Here is a 21,043-nt window from a genome sequence, read left to right as displayed (position 1 = left end):
CTATGCCCACACCTGGTTCGATTGTACGCTGTCGAGAACGCGATTGGGTGCTCTTGCCAGGCGCAGATGACGACCGCCTATTGTTGCGTCCGTTGACCGGACGGAGTGATGAGGTGGTAGCGGTATCTCGCACATTGAGTGACCTGCTCGGCTCGACGCTGCCGACCGAGCGGGTGATCGATGCGCGTTTCCCCCTGCCCACCCTGGACGAAATCCAGGATGCGCAGGCGACGATGTTGCTCTGGCAGGCAGCACGCATGGCGCTGCGCGATGGCGCCACGCCGTTGCGTTCGCCGGGGCGGATCTCGATCCGGCCTCGATTGTATCAGTTTGTGCCACTGCTGATGGCGCTACGCCTGCAACCGGTATGACTGCTGATCGCCGATGATGTTGGCGTGGGGAAGACGATTGAAGCCCTGCTGATTGCCCGTGAACTGTGGGATCGGGGTGAGATTCGCCGGCTGGCCGTGCTCTGTCCGCCGTACCTCTGCGAGCAGTGGCAATACGAATTGCAGCAGAAGTTTCAGCTCGATGCAGTTGTGCTACGCCCCGGAACAATTACGCAGCTCGAACGGCAAACACCTCGCGGGCGCGACATCTACCAGCATTTCCCGGTGCAGGTGATTAGCATCGATTGGCTCAAGCTGGATCGGAATCGTTACCGTTTCCTGCAATTTTGTCCTGACCTGGTGATTGTTGATGAAGCCCATAGTGCGGTACCGGCCGCCGAAACGGGACGGCAGTTGCGCTATGAGTTGGTGCGCGAGATTGCTGCTGAACGTAACCGTCATCTGATTCTGCTGACGGCAACGCCGCATAGTGGCGCACCGGCGACGTTCCGTTCACTGATTGGATTGCTCGATCCGGAATTTGCCGATTGGGATGTGAGCAATCTGAACGAAAAACAGCGGCTCCGTCTGGCCCGGCATTTTGTTCAGCGTACCCGCGCCGACATCGAACACGGCTGGGCCGATGGCCTGCCCTGTTTTCCTCAACGTGAGTTGCTCGATGAGCAGTATCAACTCACGCCTGCCTATCACGAACTCTTTCACGATGTGTATGCCTTCTGCGCCGGCCTGGTCAGCAGTGGTACGACATTGCGCGAGTCCCAGCGGCGGGTACGTTACTGGGCAGCGCTTTCCCTGTTACGCTGTGTGATGTCTAGTCCGGCAGCGGCAGTTGCTTCTTTGCGCAATCGATCAATTCGCCTGAACGATGATGATGATGCCGCAGTTGACGATACCTTCTGGCAAGGGTTAGTGTTTGAAGCCGACGAGACCGAGACTGATGATGAGCCACCGACTACGGTGCTCGAACAGGCTGGAACGCTGTTTGATGAGCGTGAACAACGTCGGCTGGTAACATTTGCCGCACGCGCCGAGCAGATCGCACGCGAGGGGCAAGATGCCAAATTGACCGGCGTGATCGCACTTACCCGTCGTCTGCTCAACGATGGCTATGCGCCGATTATCTGGTGTCGCTATGTGGCGACCGCAGAGTATGTGGCTCAGGCGCTGCGCACCCAGCTCCCCGCTGTGCATATAACGCTGGTGACTGGGCGGATGGGTGAAGAGGAGCGTCGGCGAGTGATTGCCGATGTGCCGAACGATCAGAAGCGCGTCCTGGTTGCCACCGATTGCATCTCCGAGGGGATCAACCTTCACGAACGCTACAATGCCGCCATTCACTATGATCTGCCCTGGAATCCGAATCGTCTCGAACAACGCGAAGGCCGCATTGATCGCTATGGTCAGATCGCGCCCAAAGTGGTGACCATCCGCTACTATGGGCTTAACAACGAAGTTGATGGTGTGGTCATTGATGTCTTGTTGCGCAAAGCCCGCGAAATTCGCCGCGCACTCGGCACCCATGTGCCGGTGCCTTCCGAAAGTGTGGTTGAAGCCCTCACGCAGGCGCTTTTCTTGCGCCGGGGAACCCACGCTCAGCAATTGACGCTAGAGCTAGAGGCGCCGGCCACGCAAGAGCTGCATCGGCGTTGGGAAGAAGCGATGACGCGAGAACGTATAACCCGGACGCGCTTTGCCCAACATGCGCTCAAGCTGGCCGACGTACAACCCATTCTGGAAACAACCGACCGCGTGCTCGGCGATCCGGCAGAGGTGTGTTCGTTTGTCCTCACGGCTGCTAAACGTCTCGGTATCGCGATCCGTCAACATCCGCGCCAGGCCGATGTGCTGCTCGTCGAAGCCGCATCCACCACCCCAGACGTTATCCGAAGCGTAATCGCAGACCGCCCACAGCCCTGGCCGATCAGTTTTGTTTCCCCGACGCCAGCCGGTGCTGAGTACGTGGGGCGCAATCACCGGTTGGTCAGCACGTTGAGCAGCTATCTGTTTGAAGTCGCTCTCGTTCGCACCGGTCGCATCAGCAGTGCACCGGCGCCGGTTGCCCGCCTCGGTGTCATTCGCACCAACACTGTGGCCCGGCTGACGGTCTTGCTCTTGCTGCGATCACGCTATCTGGTCAATCTGCCGGCGCGTCAGCATCCACTCCTCGCCGAAGAGGCACTGATCAGTGGATTTGTGTTTGAGGCTGGCAACGAACGCCGCTGGCTCACTGAGGCTGAAGCTCGTCACCTGCTGACGACAGCCCAACCCGACGCGAATCTATCGGCTGACGAAAAACGCGAGCTGGCCGAGATGGTACTAGCCGAATTCGGTGAGGCGCATCAAGACCATCCCCTGTGGGCAGCGTTGCACCACCAAACCCGACAACGGGCCGATGATCTCAGACGTTCGTACCGCGATCTGCGCCAGGCCATTCAGGAATATGTCCAGGGATTACAGGTCACACCAATTTTTCCACCCGATCTACTGGGGATTCTGATCTTGCAGCCGATGCCACGACGGCCAGGATGATTTCTCAACGCCTATGACACCATCGATCCGCATTGAAGGTGGACTATTTTCCTCCGACTTACTCGAACAACTCGACCGGAACGACTTACCCGGTCAGCGGGCCGCTGATTTCGGTCTCTCTGGATCACTGTCCGATGAGGTTGCTGCTGTGTTTAGCGAAGCCCGTGCGCTCTGGGATATGTTTCAGCAACGGCTCCAACGACTTGGCGATCAGTCGTCACCAGCGCAGATTACTCGCGTGACCCGCAATCAGTGGCATATTCCGTTCTTCAGTTTGCTCGGCTATGATCTCCAGCCAAACGCTGAACCCTTACTGATCGGAAACGTTGCCTTCCCGATTTCGCACCGCGCCGGACCAAACCCCGATGCACCACCGGTTCATCTCGTTGCGAAAACCCAGGTGCTGGGTGCGATTGACCAGACAACGCGCCCCCGCCGATCACCGCATGCGCTCCTTCAACAATACCTCAACCAGAGCGATGCCCTGTGGGGGATCGTCACCAATGGCGCGGTCGTGCGCCTACTGCGTAACTCGACCCTGATCAGTCGCCAGTCGTACCTCGAAATCGATCTGGAGGCTATCTTTACCGATAATCGCTTCGACGATTTCTTACGTGCTTATCGCCTGCTGCACCGCTCGCGGCTCCCTCAGGGCCATGCCGACGCCGAACGCTGCCTGCTCGAACAGTATTACCGCACCGCTATCGAGCAAGGTGGGCGGGTGCGTGAACGCTTGCGCGAAGGGGTTGAGCAGGCGATTACTACACTCGCCAGTGGGTTTCTCGCTACTGGGTATCAACCGCCGAGTGCGCTTCAGTTCTACCGGGATCTCTTGCGACTTGTCTATCGCATGCTCTTCCTGCTCGTCGCCGAACACCGTGGTCTGTTTGGCACAACCGACCTGTACCGTGACCATTACAGTATCTCGCGGCTGGTGCATCTGAGCAGCGAACGAAACGCCTACACCGACGATGTTGACCTCTGGCACAGTGTTCGCGCGCTCTGGTACGTGCTGCGCGACGAGAAACTGGCAGAGAAGCTGGGGGTAGCGCCACTCAACGGCGACCTCTTTACCGAACTGCCGCTCGATCATTGTCGGTTGCGCAATCGCGACCTGTTGCATGCAATTTGGCGGTTGGCCTGGTACCGACCAACCGAACGCGAACAGCCCCGCCGGGTCAACTACGCCGCACTGGATACCGAAGAGCTAGGGTCAGTCTACGAGAGCCTACTCGACTATCACCCGGTCATTACGGGTGGAACATTTACGTTATCGCTTGGCTCGGAACGCAAGACCACCGGTTCGTACTACACACCACCGCAACTGGTGCAAGAGCTGGTCACGAGTACCCTCAAGCCGGTGTTAGCGGAACGGCTCCAAGCTGCGCGTACCCAGGAAGCCAAAATCGCTGCCCTCCTGAACCTCAAGGTGCTCGACCCGGCGTGCGGCTCCGGACATTTTCTGCTGGCCGCTGCCCGTTACCTTGGTCGCGAACTGGCCCGTCTCCGTTCCCAGGAGGACGAACCTTCCCCCGATGCCGTGCGCCAAAGCGTGCGCGAGGTGATCGCCCACTGCATCTACGGAGTTGACAAGAACCCGCTGGCAGTGGAGCTAGCCCGTGTTGCACTGTGGATCGAGTCGCACGATGTAGACAAACCACTCACCTTCCTCGACCACCGCATCAAATGCGGAGACTCGCTGGTCGGCATCCTCAACCTCGATGTGCTCAAAACTGGCATCCCAGACGACACCTTCGCTCCATTGAGCACAGACGATAAAGAGATCGCCAATAGTCTAAAAAAGCGGAATCGCAGCGAGTGCCGCAGTCTCGCGAGTGGGCAAATGCGGCTCCCATTCGCGCCTGCGCAAGTGGTAGCGGCCCTGGGCAGCAAGCACCACGATATCGAAGCGATTGCCGACGACTCCCCTGCGGCTGTGCGCGAGAAAAAGAACCGCTACGAACGCTTGTTGGCTGACCCCAAGCGGCTCCGCCTTATCGAAGCATGCGACCTCTGGACTGCCGCGTTCTTTCAGCGCTTTACGCCCGAACTGCTCAAATCTCATGCCGCGATCACTACAGATGTTGTGACCGATCACCTCGCTGAGCTGGCGCATCCCCAAGCCCTTGCCGCTGCTCAAGCCCTCGCCGTCGAGAACCGGTTTTTCCACTGGCCACTGGAGTTCCCGGAGGTGTTTCACCCCTCCCCCCATCGCAGCGGAGGGGAATCGACTCCCCCCTCTCCCCATGCTGGGGGGGTGAGGTTCCTCCCCCCTCTCCCAAAGCCTTGGGAGAGGGGGGGTGGGGGGGTGAGGGCGGCTTCGATGTCATCCTCGGCAATCCACCCTGGGAACGCATCAAGTTGCAGGAAGAAGAGTTCTTTGCCAGCCGCAATACCGCCATTGCTCGGGCTCCGAATGCCGCCGCCCGTAAACGGCTGATCGCCGACCTACCCAAGACCAACCCCGCCCTCTGGCACGACTACCAGCGTGCCCTGCACGCCGCCGAAAGCACTAGCCGCTTCCTTCGTGGCAGTCGGCAATATCCCCATACCGGCCGCGGCGACATCAACACCTACTCCGTGTTCGCCGAGCGCGTCCGTAACCTGCTCAGCCCCCGCGGACGGGCCGGCATCATCGTCCCGACCGGCATCGCCACCGACGCAACCAACCAGTTCTTCTTCGCCGACCTGGTGGAAAAGGGGCAACTGGCCAGTCTGTTTGATTTTGAAAACCGCGACAAACTCTTCCCGGCGGTGGATAGTCGCATGAAATTCTGCCTGCTCACCCTCACCGGCAGAAACGTATCAGCGAGTGCCCCTGCTTTCGCCTTCTTCGCGACCCGCACCGAACACCTGCACGACTCACGCCGAGTGTTCAGCCTGACTGCCGAGGACATCGCCCGCATCAACCCCAACACCCGCACCCTGCCGGTCTTCCGTACCCGCCAGGACGCCGACCTGACGAAGGCTATCTACCAGCGCGTGCCGGTGCTGGTCAATGAAAACTCTCCCCCCTCTCCCAAAGCCTTGGGAGAGGGGGGGTGGGGGGGTGAGGGCGGCTTCGATGTCATCCTCGGCAATCCACCCTGGGAACGCATCAAGTTGCAGGAAGAAGAGTTCTTTGCCAGCCGCAATACCGCCATTGCTCGGGCTCCGAATGCCGCCGCCCGTAAACGGCTGATCGCCGACCTACCCAAGACCAACCCCGCCCTCTGGCACGACTACCAGCGTGCCCTGCACGGCGCCGAAAGCACCAGCCGCTTTTTACGGGGCAGTGGTCAATATCCCCTCACCGGGCGCGGCGACATCAACACCTACTCGGTCTTTGCCGAACGGGTGCGTAGCCTGCTCAATATCCGGGGCCGGGCGGGCATCATCGTCCCTACCGGCATTGCCACCGACGCCACCAACCAGTTCTTCTTCGCCGATCTGGTGGAACAGGGACAACTGGCCAGTCTGTTCGATTTTGAAAACCGTGAAGCGCTCTTTCCCGGCGTACATCGCAGTTACAAATTCTGCCTGCTCACCCTCACTGGCAGCCGTACCCAGACCGACGCCACCACCTTTACCTTCTTCGCCACCCGCACCGAACATCTGCGCGACCCGCGCCGTGCCTTTCGCCTGAGTGCCGCCGACATTGCCCGCATCAACCCCAACACCCGCACCCTGCCCGTCTTCCGTACCCGGCAAGATGCCGACCTGACCAGAGCTATCTACGAGCGCGTGCCGGTACTGGTGAACGAACACACGGGAGAAAACTCTTGGGGCGTGCGCTTCCTGCGCATGTTCGATATGTCCAACGACTCGCACCTCTTCCGCACCCGTGCAGAGCTGGAAAAGCAAGGTTACCGGCTGGTGGGGAACCGGTTTGTGCCCTCACCCCCTAGCCCCCTCTCCCACGCTGCGGGAGAGGGGGGAAGGATCGCAGCCCCCGACCTCTCTTCTCGCGCTGCGGGAGAAGGAGGGTACGAATTACCCAAGGCCAGCCAGGAACTGATTGCCAGGGCGCGGCAGTTGCGTCGCGAGGCGACGACCGCCGAAAGCCTGCTCTGGGAATTGTTGCGTGACCGTCGGCTGCTGGGCCGAAAATTCCGGCGTCAACATCCGATTGGACAATTCATCGCCGACTTCTTCTGTGACGATGCCCGCCTGATCATTGAGATAGATGGCGCCGTGCACCGTGAACCCACTCAGCAGGAACGCGACCGTTTGCGGGAGGAAATCCTGCGCGAACATGGCTTTGCCATGCTGCGCTTTACCAATGAGCAGATATTCAACCACACAGAACAAGTCCTCCAAGAGATTGCTGCCTATGTCACTGCCCATTCCTACGAGCACCCATCCCCCCTTTCACCCCCTCTCCCCAAGCCTGGGGAGAGGGGGCCGGGGGGTGAGGGCCGCTACCTCCCCCTCTACGAAGCCAAGATGATCTGGCACTATGACCACCGCTACGGGACATATGAAGGCGTGCGCGACCGCGCCAGCACCCAACTGCCCACGCCTGATGAGCACCAGCACGCCGACCCGCACTTCGTCGTCCAGCCCTGGTACTGGGTGCCGGCGGAAGAAGTCCGAGCCCGCCTGGGCGATTGGCAGCGCGGCTGGCTGCTGGGCTTCCGCGATGTGACCAACGCCACCAACGAGCGCACCGCCATCTTCAGCCTGCTGCCCAGGGTGGGGGCGGGACATAAAGCACCCCTTATCTTCTCTGAATCCCAATCTGCTGTGCTTGTTACAGCATGGTTGGCAAATTTCAGCAGTCTGGTCTTGGATTTTGTCACTCGCCAGAAAATTGGCGGTACTTCGCTTGGATTCTTCATCCTCCGCCAACTCCCCGTCCTGCCGCCGGATGCCTACACCCCCGAGGATTTGCGCTTCATCGTCCCGCGCGCGCTGGAGCTGGTCTACACCTCCTGGGACATGAAACCCTTCGCCGACGACGTATGGCAAGAGGCAGACGAAGGATTGCGGGCTGTGATTAGACCTCACCCCCCGACCCCCTCGCCCGCAGCACTGGGTGAGGGCTTCCCCTTCCCGCCGTTCACCTGGAACGAGGAACGCCGCGCCATCCTCCGCGCTGAACTGGATGCGTACTACGCCCGGCTCTACGGCCTCACCCGCAAGCAACTGCGCTACATCCTCGACCCGGCAGACCTCACCGAACGCGAACTGGAAGACATACTCGACCCGCGGGAAGAGGTGGCAGACCCGCTCGACCCGGCTGGCTACGCTACCCGCGCTGCTGCTAGCACCTTCCCCGGCGAAACCTTTCGCGTGCTCAAGGAAAAAGAAATCCGCCAATTTGGCGAGTACCGCACCCGGCGGCTGGTGCTAGAGGCATGGGAGAAGCTGGCGCAACACTAATTTCATTATGCGTAAACAGGGGAGCTTCCCATGCGGACTAACGTTGTCTTGGATGACGAGCTGATCGAGTTGATCGAGCGGGCTCGCCAGCTAACCGGCCTCAAGACCAAGCGCGAGATAATTCACGAAGCGCTGCGCACCCTCATTCGGCTCTACGAGCAAGCCGAGATCCGCAACTTACGCGGCAAGTTGAAATGGGAGGGAGATCTGCACGAGCAACGCCTCTCCTCTCCCTAAGATCTCCCAGCCCAAGCCTCAGGGCGATCCTCTTGCAGTCGCTAGAACACCTGCTAGGCTTAACCTAGCCAAAATGGCTTTGGAGAGCCCCGATGGCCACCATTTTTGACCTGCACGAGAGGGTTCTAAAGGACTACGCCAATTTCGTCCGCTCCTTTTTTCTCATTGCCGACCCACGGGCACAGGCGTTTGTAGACCAAGCCCTGGAAGAAGGGATCCACCTCTGGCCAGAGCCGCTTGTGCAGCTTAGCCCTGCCTACGTAGCCGGCCCAACCGTTGATGAGTTGGCTGAAACGGGGCGGATTGCTGAAGAAACAGCCCGCATCTTCCGCTCTGAGGACGGCAGACCCTTTCGTCTCTACCGCCACCAAGAGGAGGCCATCGCCAAAGCCTTGGCCGAGGAAAGCTTTGTGGTAACCAGCGGCACCGGTTCCGGCAAAAGCCTTTGCTACTTCCTGCCCATTCTCGACAACTGGATCCGCCAGGGGGGATCCGTGGGCCAGGTGACGGCCCTAGTGGTCTATCCCATGAACGCGCTGGTGAACTCCCAGTACCAGGCTTTACAGGATCTCCGCCAGCGGTATGAGCGCCGCTACAGTCGCCCCTTTCCGCTGCGCTTTGCCAAGTACACCGGGGAAACTGCAGAAAGCGACCGGGAAGATCTGCGCCGGGATCCACCCCAGCTCCTGCTGACCAACTACGTGATGGCCGAGCTACTGTTGGTGCGCCCCGAAGATCAGCGCTTCCTCAGCCCCAACGGCCTGCGCTTTCTGGTCTTTGACGAGCTGCACACCTACCGGGGTCGGCAGGGGGCCGACGTGGCCATGCTGGTTCGCCGCCTCAAGGGACGCTGCGCCGCCAAGAACCTGGTGCACATTGGCACCAGCGCCACCATGATCTCCCGCCCCGAGGCCAGTGCCCTGGAGCGCCGCCAGACCGTGGCCGACTTCGCCAGCCGCTTCTTTGGCCATCCCTTCACGCCCGAGCAGGTTATCGAGGAAACCCTGGCCCCCTTGAGCGAAGGCGGCCCGCCTTCACCTGAAGAGCTCAAGCCCGCCCTCGATCCCCCCTGGCCTACTGACCTAGCCAGCTTGCGCCGCCATCCCTTGATGCGCTGGTTGGAGTACGAGCTGGGCCTAGAGTTAAGTCCCGACGGCAGCCTCAAGCGCCGCGTGCCCAGGGAGCTCTCCGAGGTGGCCGCCCAACTGGCCCAACTGACCGGCACCGCCAGCGAAAACTGTGCGGCAACGCTGCGCCAGTTCCTTGCCCACGCCAGCAGCCTCAAAGACGACCACAGCCGAGGAGTGGCCTTCAAGCTGCACCAGTTTATCTCCCAAGGCCGCACCCTCTACGCCACCCTGGAGAGTCGGGAAAAGCGGCAATTTTCCCTAGAAGGGCAGATGCAGGCGGGGGAGGGCAAGCTCTTTTTCCCCGTCAAGTTCTGCCGCCAGTGTGGGCAGGACTACTACCACGTCCTCAAGTCCAGGGATCAGTTCCTGCCCTATCCCGTGGGAGAAGAGGTAGAGCAGGACGAAGACCAGCAAGCCGGTTACCTGAGCTTGGATCCTCTTGACAACGAGTGGTCGCTGGAGCAGATCCCCGAAGACTGGTACACCCCTGAGGGCAGACTCAGGCCCGACTGGGGAAAGCGCGTCCCCCAAGCCGTCTGGGTGCGCCCGGATGGCTCCTTTTCCGAGTACCCCCAGGCGGAGGCGCAGAAGATGTGGTGGCAGCCCCACCCCTTTTCCCTGTGCCTGGCCTGCGGCGAGTACTACAGGGGCCGCGAGCGGGAGTTTGTCAAGCTGGCTTCCCTCTCTAGCGAAGGCCGCTCCAGCGCCACCACCATCCTTGCCACCTCCCTGCTGCGCCATGCCGAGCAAACCCAGGCCGCTTGCAGCAAGCTGCTGACTTTTACCGACAACCGCCAGGACGCCTCCCTGCAGGCCGGCCACTTCAACGATTTTGTGCATGTGGCCCTTCTGCGGGCCTCGCTCTATGCTGCCCTCCTCAAGAAAAAAGAGCTGGGCTTTGACGAGGTGGCCCAGGAAGTGGTGCGGGCTTCTGGCCTGGAGCTTGCCGACATTGCCCAAAACCCGGCTTTGGATCCCGACTCGCCCAGTGCCGAGGAAGTGTGGCAGACCTTTAGCGAGCTAACCGAATACCGGCTCTATGAAGATCTGCGGCGCGGCTGGCGGGTTACCCACCCCAACTTGGAACAGGTGGGCCTGCTGAAAATCGAGTACCGCGGCCTCGGGGAGCTCTGCCAAAATTCAGCCCTGGCTTCCCTTCACCCCTGGTTTGCCCAAGCCAGCCCTGAGGAGCAAGAGCAACTGCTGCGGGCTCTGTTGGATCAGTTTCGGCGCAAATTGGCCATCGATGTGCCCGTGCTCAAGGCAGAGCCCCAGAGAAGGCTGCGCCGGCGCGCCCAGCAATATCTCAATGAGTTTTGGGGCCTGGAAGAGCATGAGGAGTTGCGGACGGCTCGCTGCTTTGGCCAGAACCCTTCCCGGGAAAACGGGCAAATGCTCAGCCTGGGCCGCCGCAGCACCATTGGTCGCTTCCTCTGCAGGCGCCTTGATCTGAACCAAGAAGCCTACGACAGGTTTTTGGAGTCCCTGCTGTCTCTCCTGGTCAGACAGGGCCTGCTACGGCGCCACGTGGAAAATGGCCAGGTAGCCTACCAGCTAGACGCCGGCTGTCTGCGCTGGTGTCTGGGGGATGGCCTGCCGCCGCCGGATCCTCTGTATTCCCGCAGCGCCCAGCAGGAGGGCTACACCTCTGTCCGCCGTCCCATCAACCCCTTCTTTCAGGAGCTCTACCGAGCCGGGGCAGCAGGGCTAGGATCCCTGGAAGCCAGAGAGCACACCGCCCAGGTGGTCCAGCCGGGGGAGCGGGAGCGGCGAGAGAGACGCTTCCGCAATGAGCCCGGGGAGCGCCGCCTTCCCTACCTCATTTGCTCTCCCACCCTAGAGCTGGGGGTCGACATTGCCGATCTGGATCTGGTGCACCTGCGCAACGTTCCCCCAACGCCAGCCAACTACGCCCAGCGCAGCGGTCGGGCAGGCCGCCAGGGGCAGCCGGGGCTCATCCTCAGCTACTGCGGCGCCTTCAACAGCCACGACCAGTACTACTTTCGCCGCCGGGCCGAAATGGTGGCTGGACGAGTGCGACCTCCCCGCCTGGACCTGGCCAATGAGTCGCTGCTGCGGGCCCACATCCACGCCGTCTGGCTGGCCAAGGTGCGCCTGCCCTTGGGCAACTCCATCGAAACGGTCATCAACTTGGATCGGCCAGAGTTGCCCCTGCGGGAAGAGGTGGTTGCCTCCATCCAGCTAGGGGAGGCAGCCCGCCAAGAGGTGGCAGAGCGGGTGGAGGCGCTCTTGGCTGCTGACCGGGAAGTGCTAGAGCGCAGCGGCTGGTTTAGCCGGCGCTGGATCCAGCAGGTTATTGAAGAAGCCCCCCGCGCCTTTGACCGCGCTTTTGACCGCTGGCGGGAGCTCTATCGGGCCGCCACGCAACAGCTAGAAGCCGCTAACCAGCAACTGCAGACGGCTCGCCGTCGGGAAGACCAGCAGGAAGCCAGGCGCCGCCAGCAGGAGGCTCTGCGCCAGCGGAACCTACTGTTGCAAATCGATACCCAGCGGGAGGAAAGCGACTTCTACCCCTACCGCTACCTAGCCAGCGAAGGGTTCCTGCCCGGCTACAACTTCCCCGCCTTGCCCGTGCGGGCCTGGGTGCCCCGCGGCAGCGAAGGGGAGTTCATCGCCCGGCCCCGGTTTTTGGCCATTCGCGAGTTTGCCCCCCACAACTTCCTCTACCACGAGGGCTGCCAGTGGGAATCGGTGGCCTTTCAGGCTCCGCCCGGCGGCCTGGAGGAGCGCAAAAGCAGCCACAAGCTCTGCTTTAGCTGTGGGGCCTTTGGGGATCCCTCCTTGGATTGCTGCCCCGTCTGCGGTACCCGCTTCGATGGGCAAAATAGCCTTTTAGCGCAGCTTCTGGAAATGCCTAATGTGCGCATGCGGCGCCGGGATCGCATTACTGCCGACGAAGAAGAGCGGCGGCGCCAGGGATACGAGCTGCAGACTTTCTTTCAGTTTGCTCCCGAAAGTTCGGGCTACCGCGTCCAGGAAGCCGACGTGCTAAGGGGCGAAACTCCCTTGCTGCAGTTGCGCTATGCCCCAGCCGCCACGCTGCTGCGCATCAACTCCGGCTGGCGGGGCAGTGGGGGGCGAGGTTTCCTGGTCAACTTTGACAACGGCGAAGTCCCTTCTCGAGCTCAGCTGGAGGGCCATAGAGCCAGCTCGTCTAGCCAGATGTCCTTGCAGCCCATCCGCCTGGCAGTGCGCGCTACCCAAAACCTCTTGCTGGTGCGGCTGGTTCAGCCCAGCCTGGGGAATCTGCAGGCCCTAGAAACGACCCTGCGCTATGCCCTCAAGCGGGGCATCGAGGAGACCTTTGAGCTGGAGGAGACGGAGCTGGCGGCCGAGTCCATTGGCCAGGGATCCCATCGGGCCCTGCTGTTCTACGAGACGGCAGAAGGGGGAGCCGGCGTCCTGCGGCGGCTGGTGGAGGAACCCCAGGCCCTTGCCGAAGTGGCCCAAGCGGCGCTAGAGATCTGCCACTTCCAGCTTTCGGAAGAGGGGATCCAAGACCGGCGACCGGAGTGCCGGGCAGCCTGCTACGAGTGCCTGCTCAGCTATGCCAACCAAAGGGAGGCGTTGGAACTCGACCGGTACAGGATTCGGGATCTCTTGGGGGCGCTAGCCAACAGCCGCACCGAGCTGCGCTCCCTGGGCCGCTCCCGCCAGGAGCACCTGGAGTGGCTGCGCCAGCTCCTCGACCCTCGCTCCGAATTGGAGCGCCGCTTCCTGGAGCTGCTGGCCGAAGGGGGCTATCGCCTTCCCGATGAGGCCCAGAAAGCCCTCGCCGAGCCCCGCTGCGTGGCCGACTTCTTCTACGATCCCAACATCTGCATCTTCTGCGACGGCGCAGTGCACGACGATCCCGCCCAGGCTGCCCAGGATCGCCAACTGCGCTCTCAGCTTTTGGGGCACGGCTACCGAGTAATTGCCCTGCGCTACGACCAAGACCTGCGGGAGCAACTGGCTCGCTACCCCGAGGTGTTTGGCCAAGGCAACTAGTCTTGCTGGTGGGAAAACAGGTAGGCTCCCACCAGGGCTAGGATGGCCGCTAGGCCCGCTAGCACCACAACCGTGTACCAGGGGAACTGGGAGAGGGGCTGGTAGGCCGCCGCCCGCATGCCAATGCTGGCGTAGGAAAGGGGCAGGCAGTAGACCAAAACCTGCAGGTAGGCGGGCAACTGACTGGGATCGAAAAAGGTGGCCCCCAGGAAGGACATGGGCGTAATCAAAAAGTTGGTGAGCACGCCCACGCTCTCCAGGCTGGGCACCTTCAAGCCAGCGATGACCCCAATGCCGGCAAAGACTGCGCAATCCAAAAGCAGCACCAACAGCGCCAAGGGGTGAAGCAGGCCCCAGGCCCCTGTACCTAGCACCCCCACCGCCAAGACCCCCAAAGCCGTCAGCAAACCCCGGGCAATGCCGGCCAACACCTTGCCCAGGTGCAGCGCCAGCGGATGCACGGGCAAAAGCAGCAGCTCTTCAAAGCTTTTGGTAAATAGCCGCGCTCCACAGATGGAGAAGGTGGTGCCGGCAAAGCTGATGGTCATGGCAGAAAGCGCCACCATCCCCGGCAGAATAAAGCGCAGGTAAGAGCCCGCCGCCGTGGATCCCGCTACATCGGCCAGGGCTTCTGAGCGTAGGGATCCGCCCAGCCCCACCCCAAAGGCGACGATGTAGATGAGGGGGGCCACCAGCCCCGAAGCCACCACCTGCCAGACCCGCCCGCGCAGATCCAGCCAGTCGCGCCAGAAGATGGTTAAACTGTCTTCCCAGATTTGCCGATAGGGTCGGTGCAAGGCCTGGTTCAGCATAGATCTTCCTCTTGCCAGCGCAGCTAGTAGCCGTAGTAGTTGGAGCGCCACGACCGCCACCAGGCCACCGGCAGCGCCAGCGCCTTGCTCAGGGTAGACACATAGGCGCGGGTGCGAAACACCTGGTAGTGGTTGCGCTCAATGGCGTTGAGGATCTGCCGGTAGAGCATCAGAGATGCCGCCACCGGCCAGCGGGAGTCCGGCTGCAGCGTGGGGATCCCCCGTTCCGCTTGGGCATAGAGCTCTCGAGCCCGCCGGATCTCGTAGTCCATCAGGGCCATCCAGCGCTCGTCGATGACGTAGTTAAACAGATCCCGCTCCGAGTAGTTGAAGCGGCGCAGATCCTCTAGAGGGAGGTAGATCCGCCCGCGGCGGGCATCTTCCCCCACATCGCGCAAGATGTTGGTCAGTTGCATGGCGATCCCCAGCGCCACCGCCTCCTCGCGGCCATCCCGGCCCGGCACAAACCCCATGATCTCCGAGCACATCAGGCCCACTACCCCGGCCACCCGGTAGCAGTAGACCCGCAGCTCTTCCCAAGTGGCATAGCGCCGAATGTCCAGATCCATGCTCTGCCCCCGCAGCATCTCGCGGAAGGGCTCAATCGAGAGGCGGTAGGTGCGGATGGTGTGGATGAGGGCCAGGTCGGTGGGAACTTGCGGCTCCCCCCCCTGGAACAAAGATTCCAGGTGGGATCCCCACTGCTCCAGCTTGCTGCGGGTGACCTCCACCTCAGCCTGGCTGGCCTCCAGCCCGTCCAGCAGCTCGTCCGTCTGTCGCAGCCAAGCATAGATAGCCCAGATGGCCCGCCGCTTAGGTCGGGGCAGGAGCAGGGATCCCAAATAGAACGTCTTGGCGTGCTTGGCCGTAATCTGGCGACAGAGGGCAAAAGATTGCTCCAGCGGACTCATCGGGCTTATCTCCAGGGGCGCGGGGCCAGATGGGGACAGCGAGGGCACATCTCAACACTACGGGAAAGCGGACAGGCTGGATAGCCCAGACGCTCAAGTTCCAGGAAATTGCCTTTCGGCGGCATTAAACCCCTGCTGTCGCCAAGCTCGCAGGCGAAGCAGAAGCTGGCTGAGACGGGATCCCTTTGCTGATGGCCTCAGCCGCCCACTTGCCGGAGAGGATAGCCCCCTCCATGCTGCCCAGAAAGGGCTGCAAGGTGTAGCTGCCGGCCAGGAAGAAGTTGGGAATGGGGGTGACTTGGGTGGGGCGGTATTGCTGCCGACCTGGCGTGGCTTTGTAGACCGAGCGCGGCGTTTTCACCACCACCCATTTGCGCACCCGCGCGGGGTTGGGGCCGGTGAGGTGCTGGGGGAAGAGTTTTTTCAGCTCCTCCAGCGTGGCGGCAAAGATCTCCTCATCGCTGCGCTCGATCCACTCGGCAGCCGGGGCCAGCACCAGCTCCAGCATCGAGCGCTTTGGATCCGCATAGGCGCGGCAGGTGTTGCTCATGTCGGCATACACGCTCAATAGCGGCGAGCGGGAAAACAAGGAGTGATCGATGTGAGTAATCTTGCGGTCAAACCAGATCTGCAGGCTAATTACTGGCACCCCCTCCAGTTCACGCAGCTTTTGGAAAAAGGGGATCCCCCACCACTGCGCCGGCAGCAGCTCCTTGAGCGCGTCCACCGAAAGGGCCGAGACATAGGCATCGGCAGTCACCTCCACCGGCCCAGAGGGGGTGGCTAAGCAAAACCCGGCCACGCTGCCGTCAGGGTTGAGACGAATGTCCTGCAACGCCGCGTTTAGATGAACCTCCCCCCCACGGGCGACAATGTAGTCCACCATCGGCTGGCAGAGCCGCTCTGGGGGAGCGCCGTCTAGGTAGGCAATCCTAGAGCCATCTTTTTGCTGCAAAAAGCGGTTCAAGGCCGTCAGGGGCACCATGGCCGAGATCTCCTCCGGGTTGATGAAGGCCAGGGCCTTGGAGACGGCAATGAAAATATCGGTGTTGACCCGCTCGTCAATACCCTGCCGCCGCAGCCATTCCAAGAGGCTATAGCGATCCATCTGCTCCACATAGCGCTGGCCGCGAATCATGGCCGGCACCAGCCCCAGGGCAAACTTCACCTTTTCCCCCCAGGTGAGCATGTCGTTGTTGCGCAAGATGCCGACAATGGCGTTGAAAGGAGCGGGAATATCCGGCAGGTCAAAGCGGGAATAGGTGCCCGGCTTGTCCGGCTGGTTGAAAATCAAGCTGTGTTCCTTCCACTGCAGGCGATCGGAGATGCCCAGCTCCCGGAACAGCTGCAACGTGTTGGGGTAGGCGCCAAAAAAGTTGTGCAGCCCCGTCTCGATCCAGTCGCCGTCGGCATCTTTCCAGGCAGCCACCAGGCCACCCAAAACATCCCGCCGCTCGAAGAGGAGCGGTTGATGCCCGGCATCACAGAGATACTTGGCACAGGCCAGCCCGGCTAGCCCGCCTCCGGCAATGGCAACGCGCATGATGGTAACGGCAAAGCAACACCTTCATTCTATTTGCAAACCGTTACAATTGCCGGGGCCAAGGGTCAGACGGAAGGCCAACCCGGCACCAGCAGCAGGACAAGGGGATCCCTGAGCCCATCGGTCTCGCTGCCGGGATCCCAATCGCTGGTAGGATACATACGGAAGAAAAAATAAAGATTTTCTGCAGTCCGGGGGAAAACAACGATGGCCAAACAAACACTGGGATCCCTGCTGTCATCTGGCTTTGATTTAAACGGCAAGCGCGTGCTGGTGCGCGCCGACTTCAACGTCCCGTTGGATCCCCAGGGCAACATCACCGACGACACCCGCATTCGCGCCTCCCTGCCCACCATCCAGGCCCTCACCCAGGCAGGCGCCAAAGTGATCCTCACCAGCCACCTGGGCCGCCCCATCAAGAAGGACAAAGAGACAGGCGCGGTTAAGGTCGCCCGCGAGGGCAATAGCCTGGCCCCCGTAGCCACCCGTCTTTCTCAATTGCTGGGCCAGCCGGTTGCCTTTGCCCCCGACTGCATCGGCCCTGAGGCCGAGGCGGTAGTGAACCGCCTGGAAAACGGCCAGGTGGCCCTGCTGGAAAACGTCCGCTTCTACCCAGAAGAGGAGGACAACGACCCGGAATTTGCCCGCAAGCTGGCCTCACTGGCCGACCTGTTTGTCAACGACGCCTTTGGCAGCGCCCACCGCGCCCACGCCTCCACTGCCGGCGTCACCGCCTACCTCCAGCCCGCTGTGGCCGGCTACCTGGTGGAAAAGGAGCTGCAATTTTTATCAGGCGCCATCGAGAACCCCCAGCGACCGCTAGCGGCCATCATCGGCGGCTCCAAAGTGTCCAGCAAAATCGGCGTCATTGAGCGGCTCCTGGAAAAAGTGGACAAGCTCCTGCTGGGCGGCGGCATGATCTTCACCTTCTACCAAGCCCAAGGGATCCCAACCGGCAAGTCTTTGGTGGAAACCGACAAGCTGGATCTGGCCCGCTCCCTGATGGAGAAGGCCAAAGCGCGGGGCGTGGAGCTGCTGCTGCCGGTGGACGTGGTGGTCGCCGATAGGTTTGACAAAGACGCCAACGCCCAGACGGTTTCCATCCACGCCATTCCGGAAGACTGGATGGGCCTGGACATCGGCCCCGAATCGGTCAAAGCCTTCCAGGCCGCCCTGCAAGGGTGCAAAACCGTAGTCTGGAACGGGCCGATGGGTGTGTTTGAGTTCGACCGCTTTGCCGCTGGCACAGAAGCCATTGCCCGCGCCCTGGCCGACCTCACCCAGGCCGGTGCCATCACTATTATCGGCGGCGGCGACTCGGTGGCGGCTGTGGAAAAAGTGGGCCTAGCCGACAAAATGACCCACATTTCCACCGGCGGCGGCGCCAGCCTGGAGCTGCTGGAAGGCAAAGAGCTGCCCGGCATCGCCGCCCTTAGCGAAGCGTAGGGTAGCTCGGCTCATTAACCCAAAAGCAGCAAAAAGCAAAAAAGTAGGGGCTGAGTTCAGCCCCTCTTTTAATCTGCTCGGCGCAGATGGCCGCAGCAATGGCGAGACGGGATCCGGCTTAGTGCATCACCACTTTAACGTTGGCGTTGTTCAAGCCAGGGCGCTTCACCTCGGCCAAGGTCTTGTTGACGGCGTACTTCTGGTTGATGGAGTTGATCAACTCGGTTTGGTTGTGCTTCTTGGCCACGCCCCACAGATCGGCGATCAGGTCGTAGGAACCGTCGGGGTTCTTGGACCAGCCCAGATCGTAGTCGCCCTCCAACTGGGCCACGATGTCGGCACGAACACGCTGGCCGTTGTAGCCACGCACATCGGCGTTCAGCTTAACGGTGTAGCCGAGATCGCGCAGGGAGTTAACCAGGATCTGGCCATCGGTGATCTTGGTGCGCAAGGTGCTAAAATGAGACATGGTGTTTCTCTCCTTTGTGTATGTGTAGGGGTTGGAACATCAACACAAACAATGGGCAACGCCTAGCGGGGAAGGTTGAGCTTTAGCCGTCTCTGCCTCTGCCAAGGCGATTCTGGCCTTTCACCCCCCTGCTAGAACTCTAGCCGCTGGTACTCGGCTACAGAGGCTGCTGCAGGCCGAGCCCGCTGCTGGGCCCATTCCCTCAACGCTACCACTTGCTCCGTCATGGTGCGAGATAGCGGTTGAGTTGCTTTCGTTGCTGCCAAAATGTCCAGTTGGGTAAATTCGCGGTTCTGGGCAAACGCTTCGTACATGGCAGCAATCAAAACTTGTTCGATCTCCGCGCCGGAGAAGCCCTCGCAGGCGGCGGCTAGCTGGCGCAGATCAAAGCGGCTGATGTCGCGCCGCCGCTTCTTCAGGTGGATCCGGAAAATCTCCATGCGCTCGTTAATGTTGGGCAGATCCACGAAGAAAATCTCGTCAAAACGGCCTTTGCGCAGGAATTCGCCCGGCAGGCGATCCACGCGGTTGGCCGTGGCCATGACAAACACCGGCGAGCGCTTCTCCTGCATCCAAGTGAGAAAGGAGCCAAAGATACGACTGGAGGTGCCGCCGTCGGAGTCGCTGGAACCTGCCGCTCCGGCGAAGGCTTTGTCCAGCTCGTCGATAAAAAGGATGGCCGGCGCCAGCGATTCAGCAGTGCGCAGGGCGCTGCGCAGGTTGGCCTCCGACTTGCCGACCATAGAGCCATCGTAGACCCGGCCCATATCCAGGCGCAGCAGCGGCAGGCCCCAGAGGCGGGCGGTGGTCTTGGCGATCAAGGACTTACCACAGCCAGGTACGCCCAGAATCAAGAGTCCCTTGGGCTGAGGCAAGCCATAGGCGCGGGCCCGCTCGGTAAAGGCCTCAGAGCGCTGCAGCAGCCAGCGCTTTAACTCCTCTAGGCCGCCGACGGCGTCGATGGTCTCGTCTTCTTCGATGAATTCGAGGATGCCGTTGCGCCGGATCAGCTGCTTTTTCTCAGAGAGGATGATATCCACCTCTGCCTCGCTGAGGCGGCCGTGCATCACCACCGCCTTGCGGTAAACTTTTTCCGCCTCGTCTTGCGTTAGGCCAAGGGCTGCCTTGACCAGCTTTTCCCGCGCCTCAGGGCTCAGGGATCCGCCGCGGGGAAGCTGCTCCAACTGCCGGTTGAGGGTGCGCTCCAGGGTGGCCATGTCCGGCAAGGGAAAGTCCACCACGCAAATGTCTTTTTCCAGCTCGACGGGAATTACCTGCACCGGCGACATCAGCAAGATGGTTTTGTGGGATCCCTTCAAGCTGGCGATGGCATCGCGCAGCCAGCGTTTGACTTCGGTGTTGTCCAAAAAGTCGTGCAGATCTTTGAAGACGCAGATGGCGGGATCTTTTTGCTCCATCACCCACTGAATAGCCGGCTGGGGGGATTGGGTGTTGTGCTGGGTGAGGCTGCGGGGGTTGCCGTATTCAACAATGCCGTGGGTAACCGTCCAGACAAACAGGCGCCGCTGCGGCTTGAGGGTGCGAGCGATCGCCGCCAGAGCTGCCTCCGCCCGTTCTTCCTCTGGAGTGACCAGGTAGAGCAGTGGGTATTGAGCTTGGATGAGAATGCTGAGCTCTTGCATGGGAAACACCAACTGCGCGGAGGGAAATCTAAGCGAAACCGACAGAAAGGAAGGAAAACGGCGTCTGGAGTTTGCCTGTCTTCAAAGTACTTGAGATATCCTGACTTGCTCTTTACTAACCCTTGTTTTATACCCCTCCTGTCTGCTCAAGCTCACAAAGAGGCATACCTTTGAAACAGCGCAAAAAGCCTTAGCAGGGCACCAGCTCGTCTTGTCGTTGCTCTTCGGAGGCCGAGGCCGCTCCCCAGTATTCCGGCTCCACCTCTTCGAGGATGGCTTCAGAAGCGGACTGCTGGTGAAGCGAAACCACCTCCCCATTGCGGATGACAAACGGATGGCCGCACTCAGGGCAGCGGTGGACGCGGTAGGCGCTGCCTTGCACCCCTTCGATGACCTCCGGGTGAAGCAGGTAGAAGGTGAGGGCCTTCTCCGCTACTGCCGACATCGGCTCCCGCTCCACGGCAGCCCGAATCTTCAGATTCCGGTGCAACTCGGGTGGGAGATACAACGTCACCTTTTGCTTGGCCTCTGCGCCTTCCACAACCTCTGGCCGCTGACTCATGGCTAACTGTTTCTCGTTGTATGCCGGACTTGCGGT

Annotated in this window: 13 protein-coding genes; 7 read left to right on the top strand and 6 right to left on the bottom strand. The window is 61.2% G+C overall.

Annotation, left to right across the window (positions count from 1 at the left end):
• Positions 1-2: 2 nt before the first annotated feature.
• From NW846_RS04925 to NW846_RS04900, 6 genes are all read left to right on the top strand, one after another.
• A complete protein-coding gene (locus NW846_RS04925) occupies positions 3-371 on the top strand; it encodes a hypothetical protein (RefSeq protein WP_414515450.1) in 369 nt (122 codons plus the stop codon).
• Positions 372-2,879 carry a helicase-related protein gene (locus NW846_RS04920; RefSeq protein WP_414515491.1) on the top strand — a complete coding sequence of 836 codons (2,508 nt, stop codon included), beginning with the start codon at positions 372-374 and terminating at the stop codon, positions 2,877-2,879.
• Positions 2,880-2,892: 13 nt separating this feature from the next.
• A complete protein-coding gene (locus NW846_RS04915; protein ID WP_414515448.1) occupies positions 2,893-5,319 on the top strand; it encodes a DNA methyltransferase in 2,427 nt (808 codons plus the stop codon).
• 326 nt (positions 5,320-5,645) lie between these two features.
• Positions 5,646-8,243 (top strand): endonuclease domain-containing protein, encoded by a 2,598-nt coding sequence (locus tag NW846_RS04910; protein WP_414515446.1) that lies wholly within the window; start codon positions 5,646-5,648, stop codon positions 8,241-8,243.
• A 30-nt stretch (positions 8,244-8,273) separates the two neighbouring features.
• The gene (locus NW846_RS04905) at positions 8,274-8,480 is read left to right on the top strand and encodes a type II toxin-antitoxin system VapB family antitoxin (RefSeq protein ID WP_011429230.1); all 207 of its coding nucleotides are present in this window, start codon (positions 8,274-8,276) and stop codon (positions 8,478-8,480) included.
• A 92-nt stretch (positions 8,481-8,572) separates the two neighbouring features.
• Entirely contained in the window at positions 8,573-13,621 is a 5,049-nt protein-coding gene (locus NW846_RS04900; protein WP_414515445.1) for a DEAD/DEAH box helicase, read from the top strand.
• Here the strand turns inward: NW846_RS04900 and NW846_RS04895 are convergent.
• The 3 genes from NW846_RS04895 to pds form a co-directional block, all read right to left on the bottom strand.
• The gene (locus NW846_RS04895) at positions 13,618-14,433 is read right to left on the bottom strand and encodes an ABC transporter permease (protein ID WP_414348579.1); all 816 of its coding nucleotides are present in this window, start codon (positions 14,431-14,433) and stop codon (positions 13,618-13,620) included. The two genes, NW846_RS04900 and NW846_RS04895, sit on opposite strands and share 4 nt — an antisense overlap.
• 23 nt (positions 14,434-14,456) lie before the next feature.
• Positions 14,457-15,344, bottom strand: coding sequence for a phytoene synthase (locus NW846_RS04890; RefSeq protein ID WP_041438059.1), 888 nt, complete (start codon positions 15,342-15,344; stop codon positions 14,457-14,459).
• 124 nt (positions 15,345-15,468) lie between these two features.
• On the bottom strand, positions 15,469-16,887 hold the full coding sequence (pds, locus tag NW846_RS04885) for a 15-cis-phytoene desaturase (protein ID WP_414515442.1): 1,419 nt from the start codon (positions 16,885-16,887) through the stop codon (positions 15,469-15,471).
• A gap of 207 nt (positions 16,888-17,094) precedes the next feature.
• Between pds and NW846_RS04880 the strand changes: the two genes are divergently transcribed.
• Positions 17,095-18,333 (top strand): phosphoglycerate kinase, encoded by a 1,239-nt coding sequence (locus NW846_RS04880; RefSeq protein WP_414515440.1) that lies wholly within the window; start codon positions 17,095-17,097, stop codon positions 18,331-18,333.
• 118 nt (positions 18,334-18,451) lie between these two features.
• Here the strand turns inward: NW846_RS04880 and NW846_RS04875 are convergent, their stop codons facing one another.
• The 3 genes from NW846_RS04875 to NW846_RS04865 all read right to left on the bottom strand — a co-directional run bounded on the left by NW846_RS04875 (position 18,452) and on the right by NW846_RS04865 (position 21,007).
• The gene (locus tag NW846_RS04875) at positions 18,452-18,802 is read right to left on the bottom strand and encodes a DUF1257 domain-containing protein (RefSeq protein ID WP_011429224.1); all 351 of its coding nucleotides are present in this window, start codon (positions 18,800-18,802) and stop codon (positions 18,452-18,454) included.
• Positions 18,803-18,933: 131 nt separating this feature from the next.
• Positions 18,934-20,445: an AAA family ATPase gene (locus NW846_RS04870; protein ID WP_011429223.1), complete on the bottom strand. Its 1,512-nt coding sequence runs from the start codon at positions 20,443-20,445 to the stop codon at positions 18,934-18,936.
• Positions 20,446-20,635: 190 nt separating this feature from the next.
• Positions 20,636-21,007, bottom strand: a complete 372-nt coding sequence (locus NW846_RS04865) for a hypothetical protein (RefSeq protein WP_099812529.1) — start codon at positions 21,005-21,007, stop codon at positions 20,636-20,638.
• Positions 21,008-21,043 lie beyond the last annotated feature (36 nt).

Source organism: Synechococcus sp. W60.3, from assembly GCF_047502615.1.
Classification (GTDB): domain Bacteria; phylum Cyanobacteriota; class Cyanobacteriia; order Thermostichales; family Thermostichaceae; genus Thermostichus.
Note: the sequence above shows the minus strand (reverse complement) of the source record. Positions and strands in the feature narration are given on the sequence as shown.

Bases quoted from the DNA above. Each gene is read 5' to 3' on its own strand.
- NW846_RS04910 (WP_414515446.1), top strand. From the start codon at position 5,646: ATGAAATTCTGCCTGCTCACCCTCACCGGCAGAAACGTATCAGCGAGT.
- NW846_RS04895 (WP_414348579.1), bottom strand. From the start codon at position 14,433: ATGCTGAACCAGGCCTTGCACCGACCCTATCGGCAAATCTGGGAAGAC.
- NW846_RS04925 (WP_414515450.1), top strand. From the start codon at position 3: ATGCCCACACCTGGTTCGATTGTACGCTGTCGAGAACGCGATTGGGTG.
- NW846_RS04875 (WP_011429224.1), bottom strand. From the start codon at position 18,802: ATGTCTCATTTTAGCACCTTGCGCACCAAGATCACCGATGGCCAGATC.
- NW846_RS04905 (WP_011429230.1), top strand. From the start codon at position 8,274: ATGCGGACTAACGTTGTCTTGGATGACGAGCTGATCGAGTTGATCGAG.
- NW846_RS04890 (WP_041438059.1), bottom strand. From the start codon at position 15,344: ATGAGTCCGCTGGAGCAATCTTTTGCCCTCTGTCGCCAGATTACGGCC.
- NW846_RS04880 (WP_414515440.1), top strand. From the start codon at position 17,095: ATGGCCAAACAAACACTGGGATCCCTGCTGTCATCTGGCTTTGATTTA.
- NW846_RS04865 (WP_099812529.1), bottom strand. From the start codon at position 21,007: ATGAGTCAGCGGCCAGAGGTTGTGGAAGGCGCAGAGGCCAAGCAAAAG.
- NW846_RS04900 (WP_414515445.1), top strand. From the start codon at position 8,573: ATGGCCACCATTTTTGACCTGCACGAGAGGGTTCTAAAGGACTACGCC.
- NW846_RS04870 (WP_011429223.1), bottom strand. From the start codon at position 20,445: ATGCAAGAGCTCAGCATTCTCATCCAAGCTCAATACCCACTGCTCTAC.
- NW846_RS04915 (WP_414515448.1), top strand. From the start codon at position 2,893: ATGACACCATCGATCCGCATTGAAGGTGGACTATTTTCCTCCGACTTA.
- pds (WP_414515442.1), bottom strand. From the start codon at position 16,887: ATGCGCGTTGCCATTGCCGGAGGCGGGCTAGCCGGGCTGGCCTGTGCC.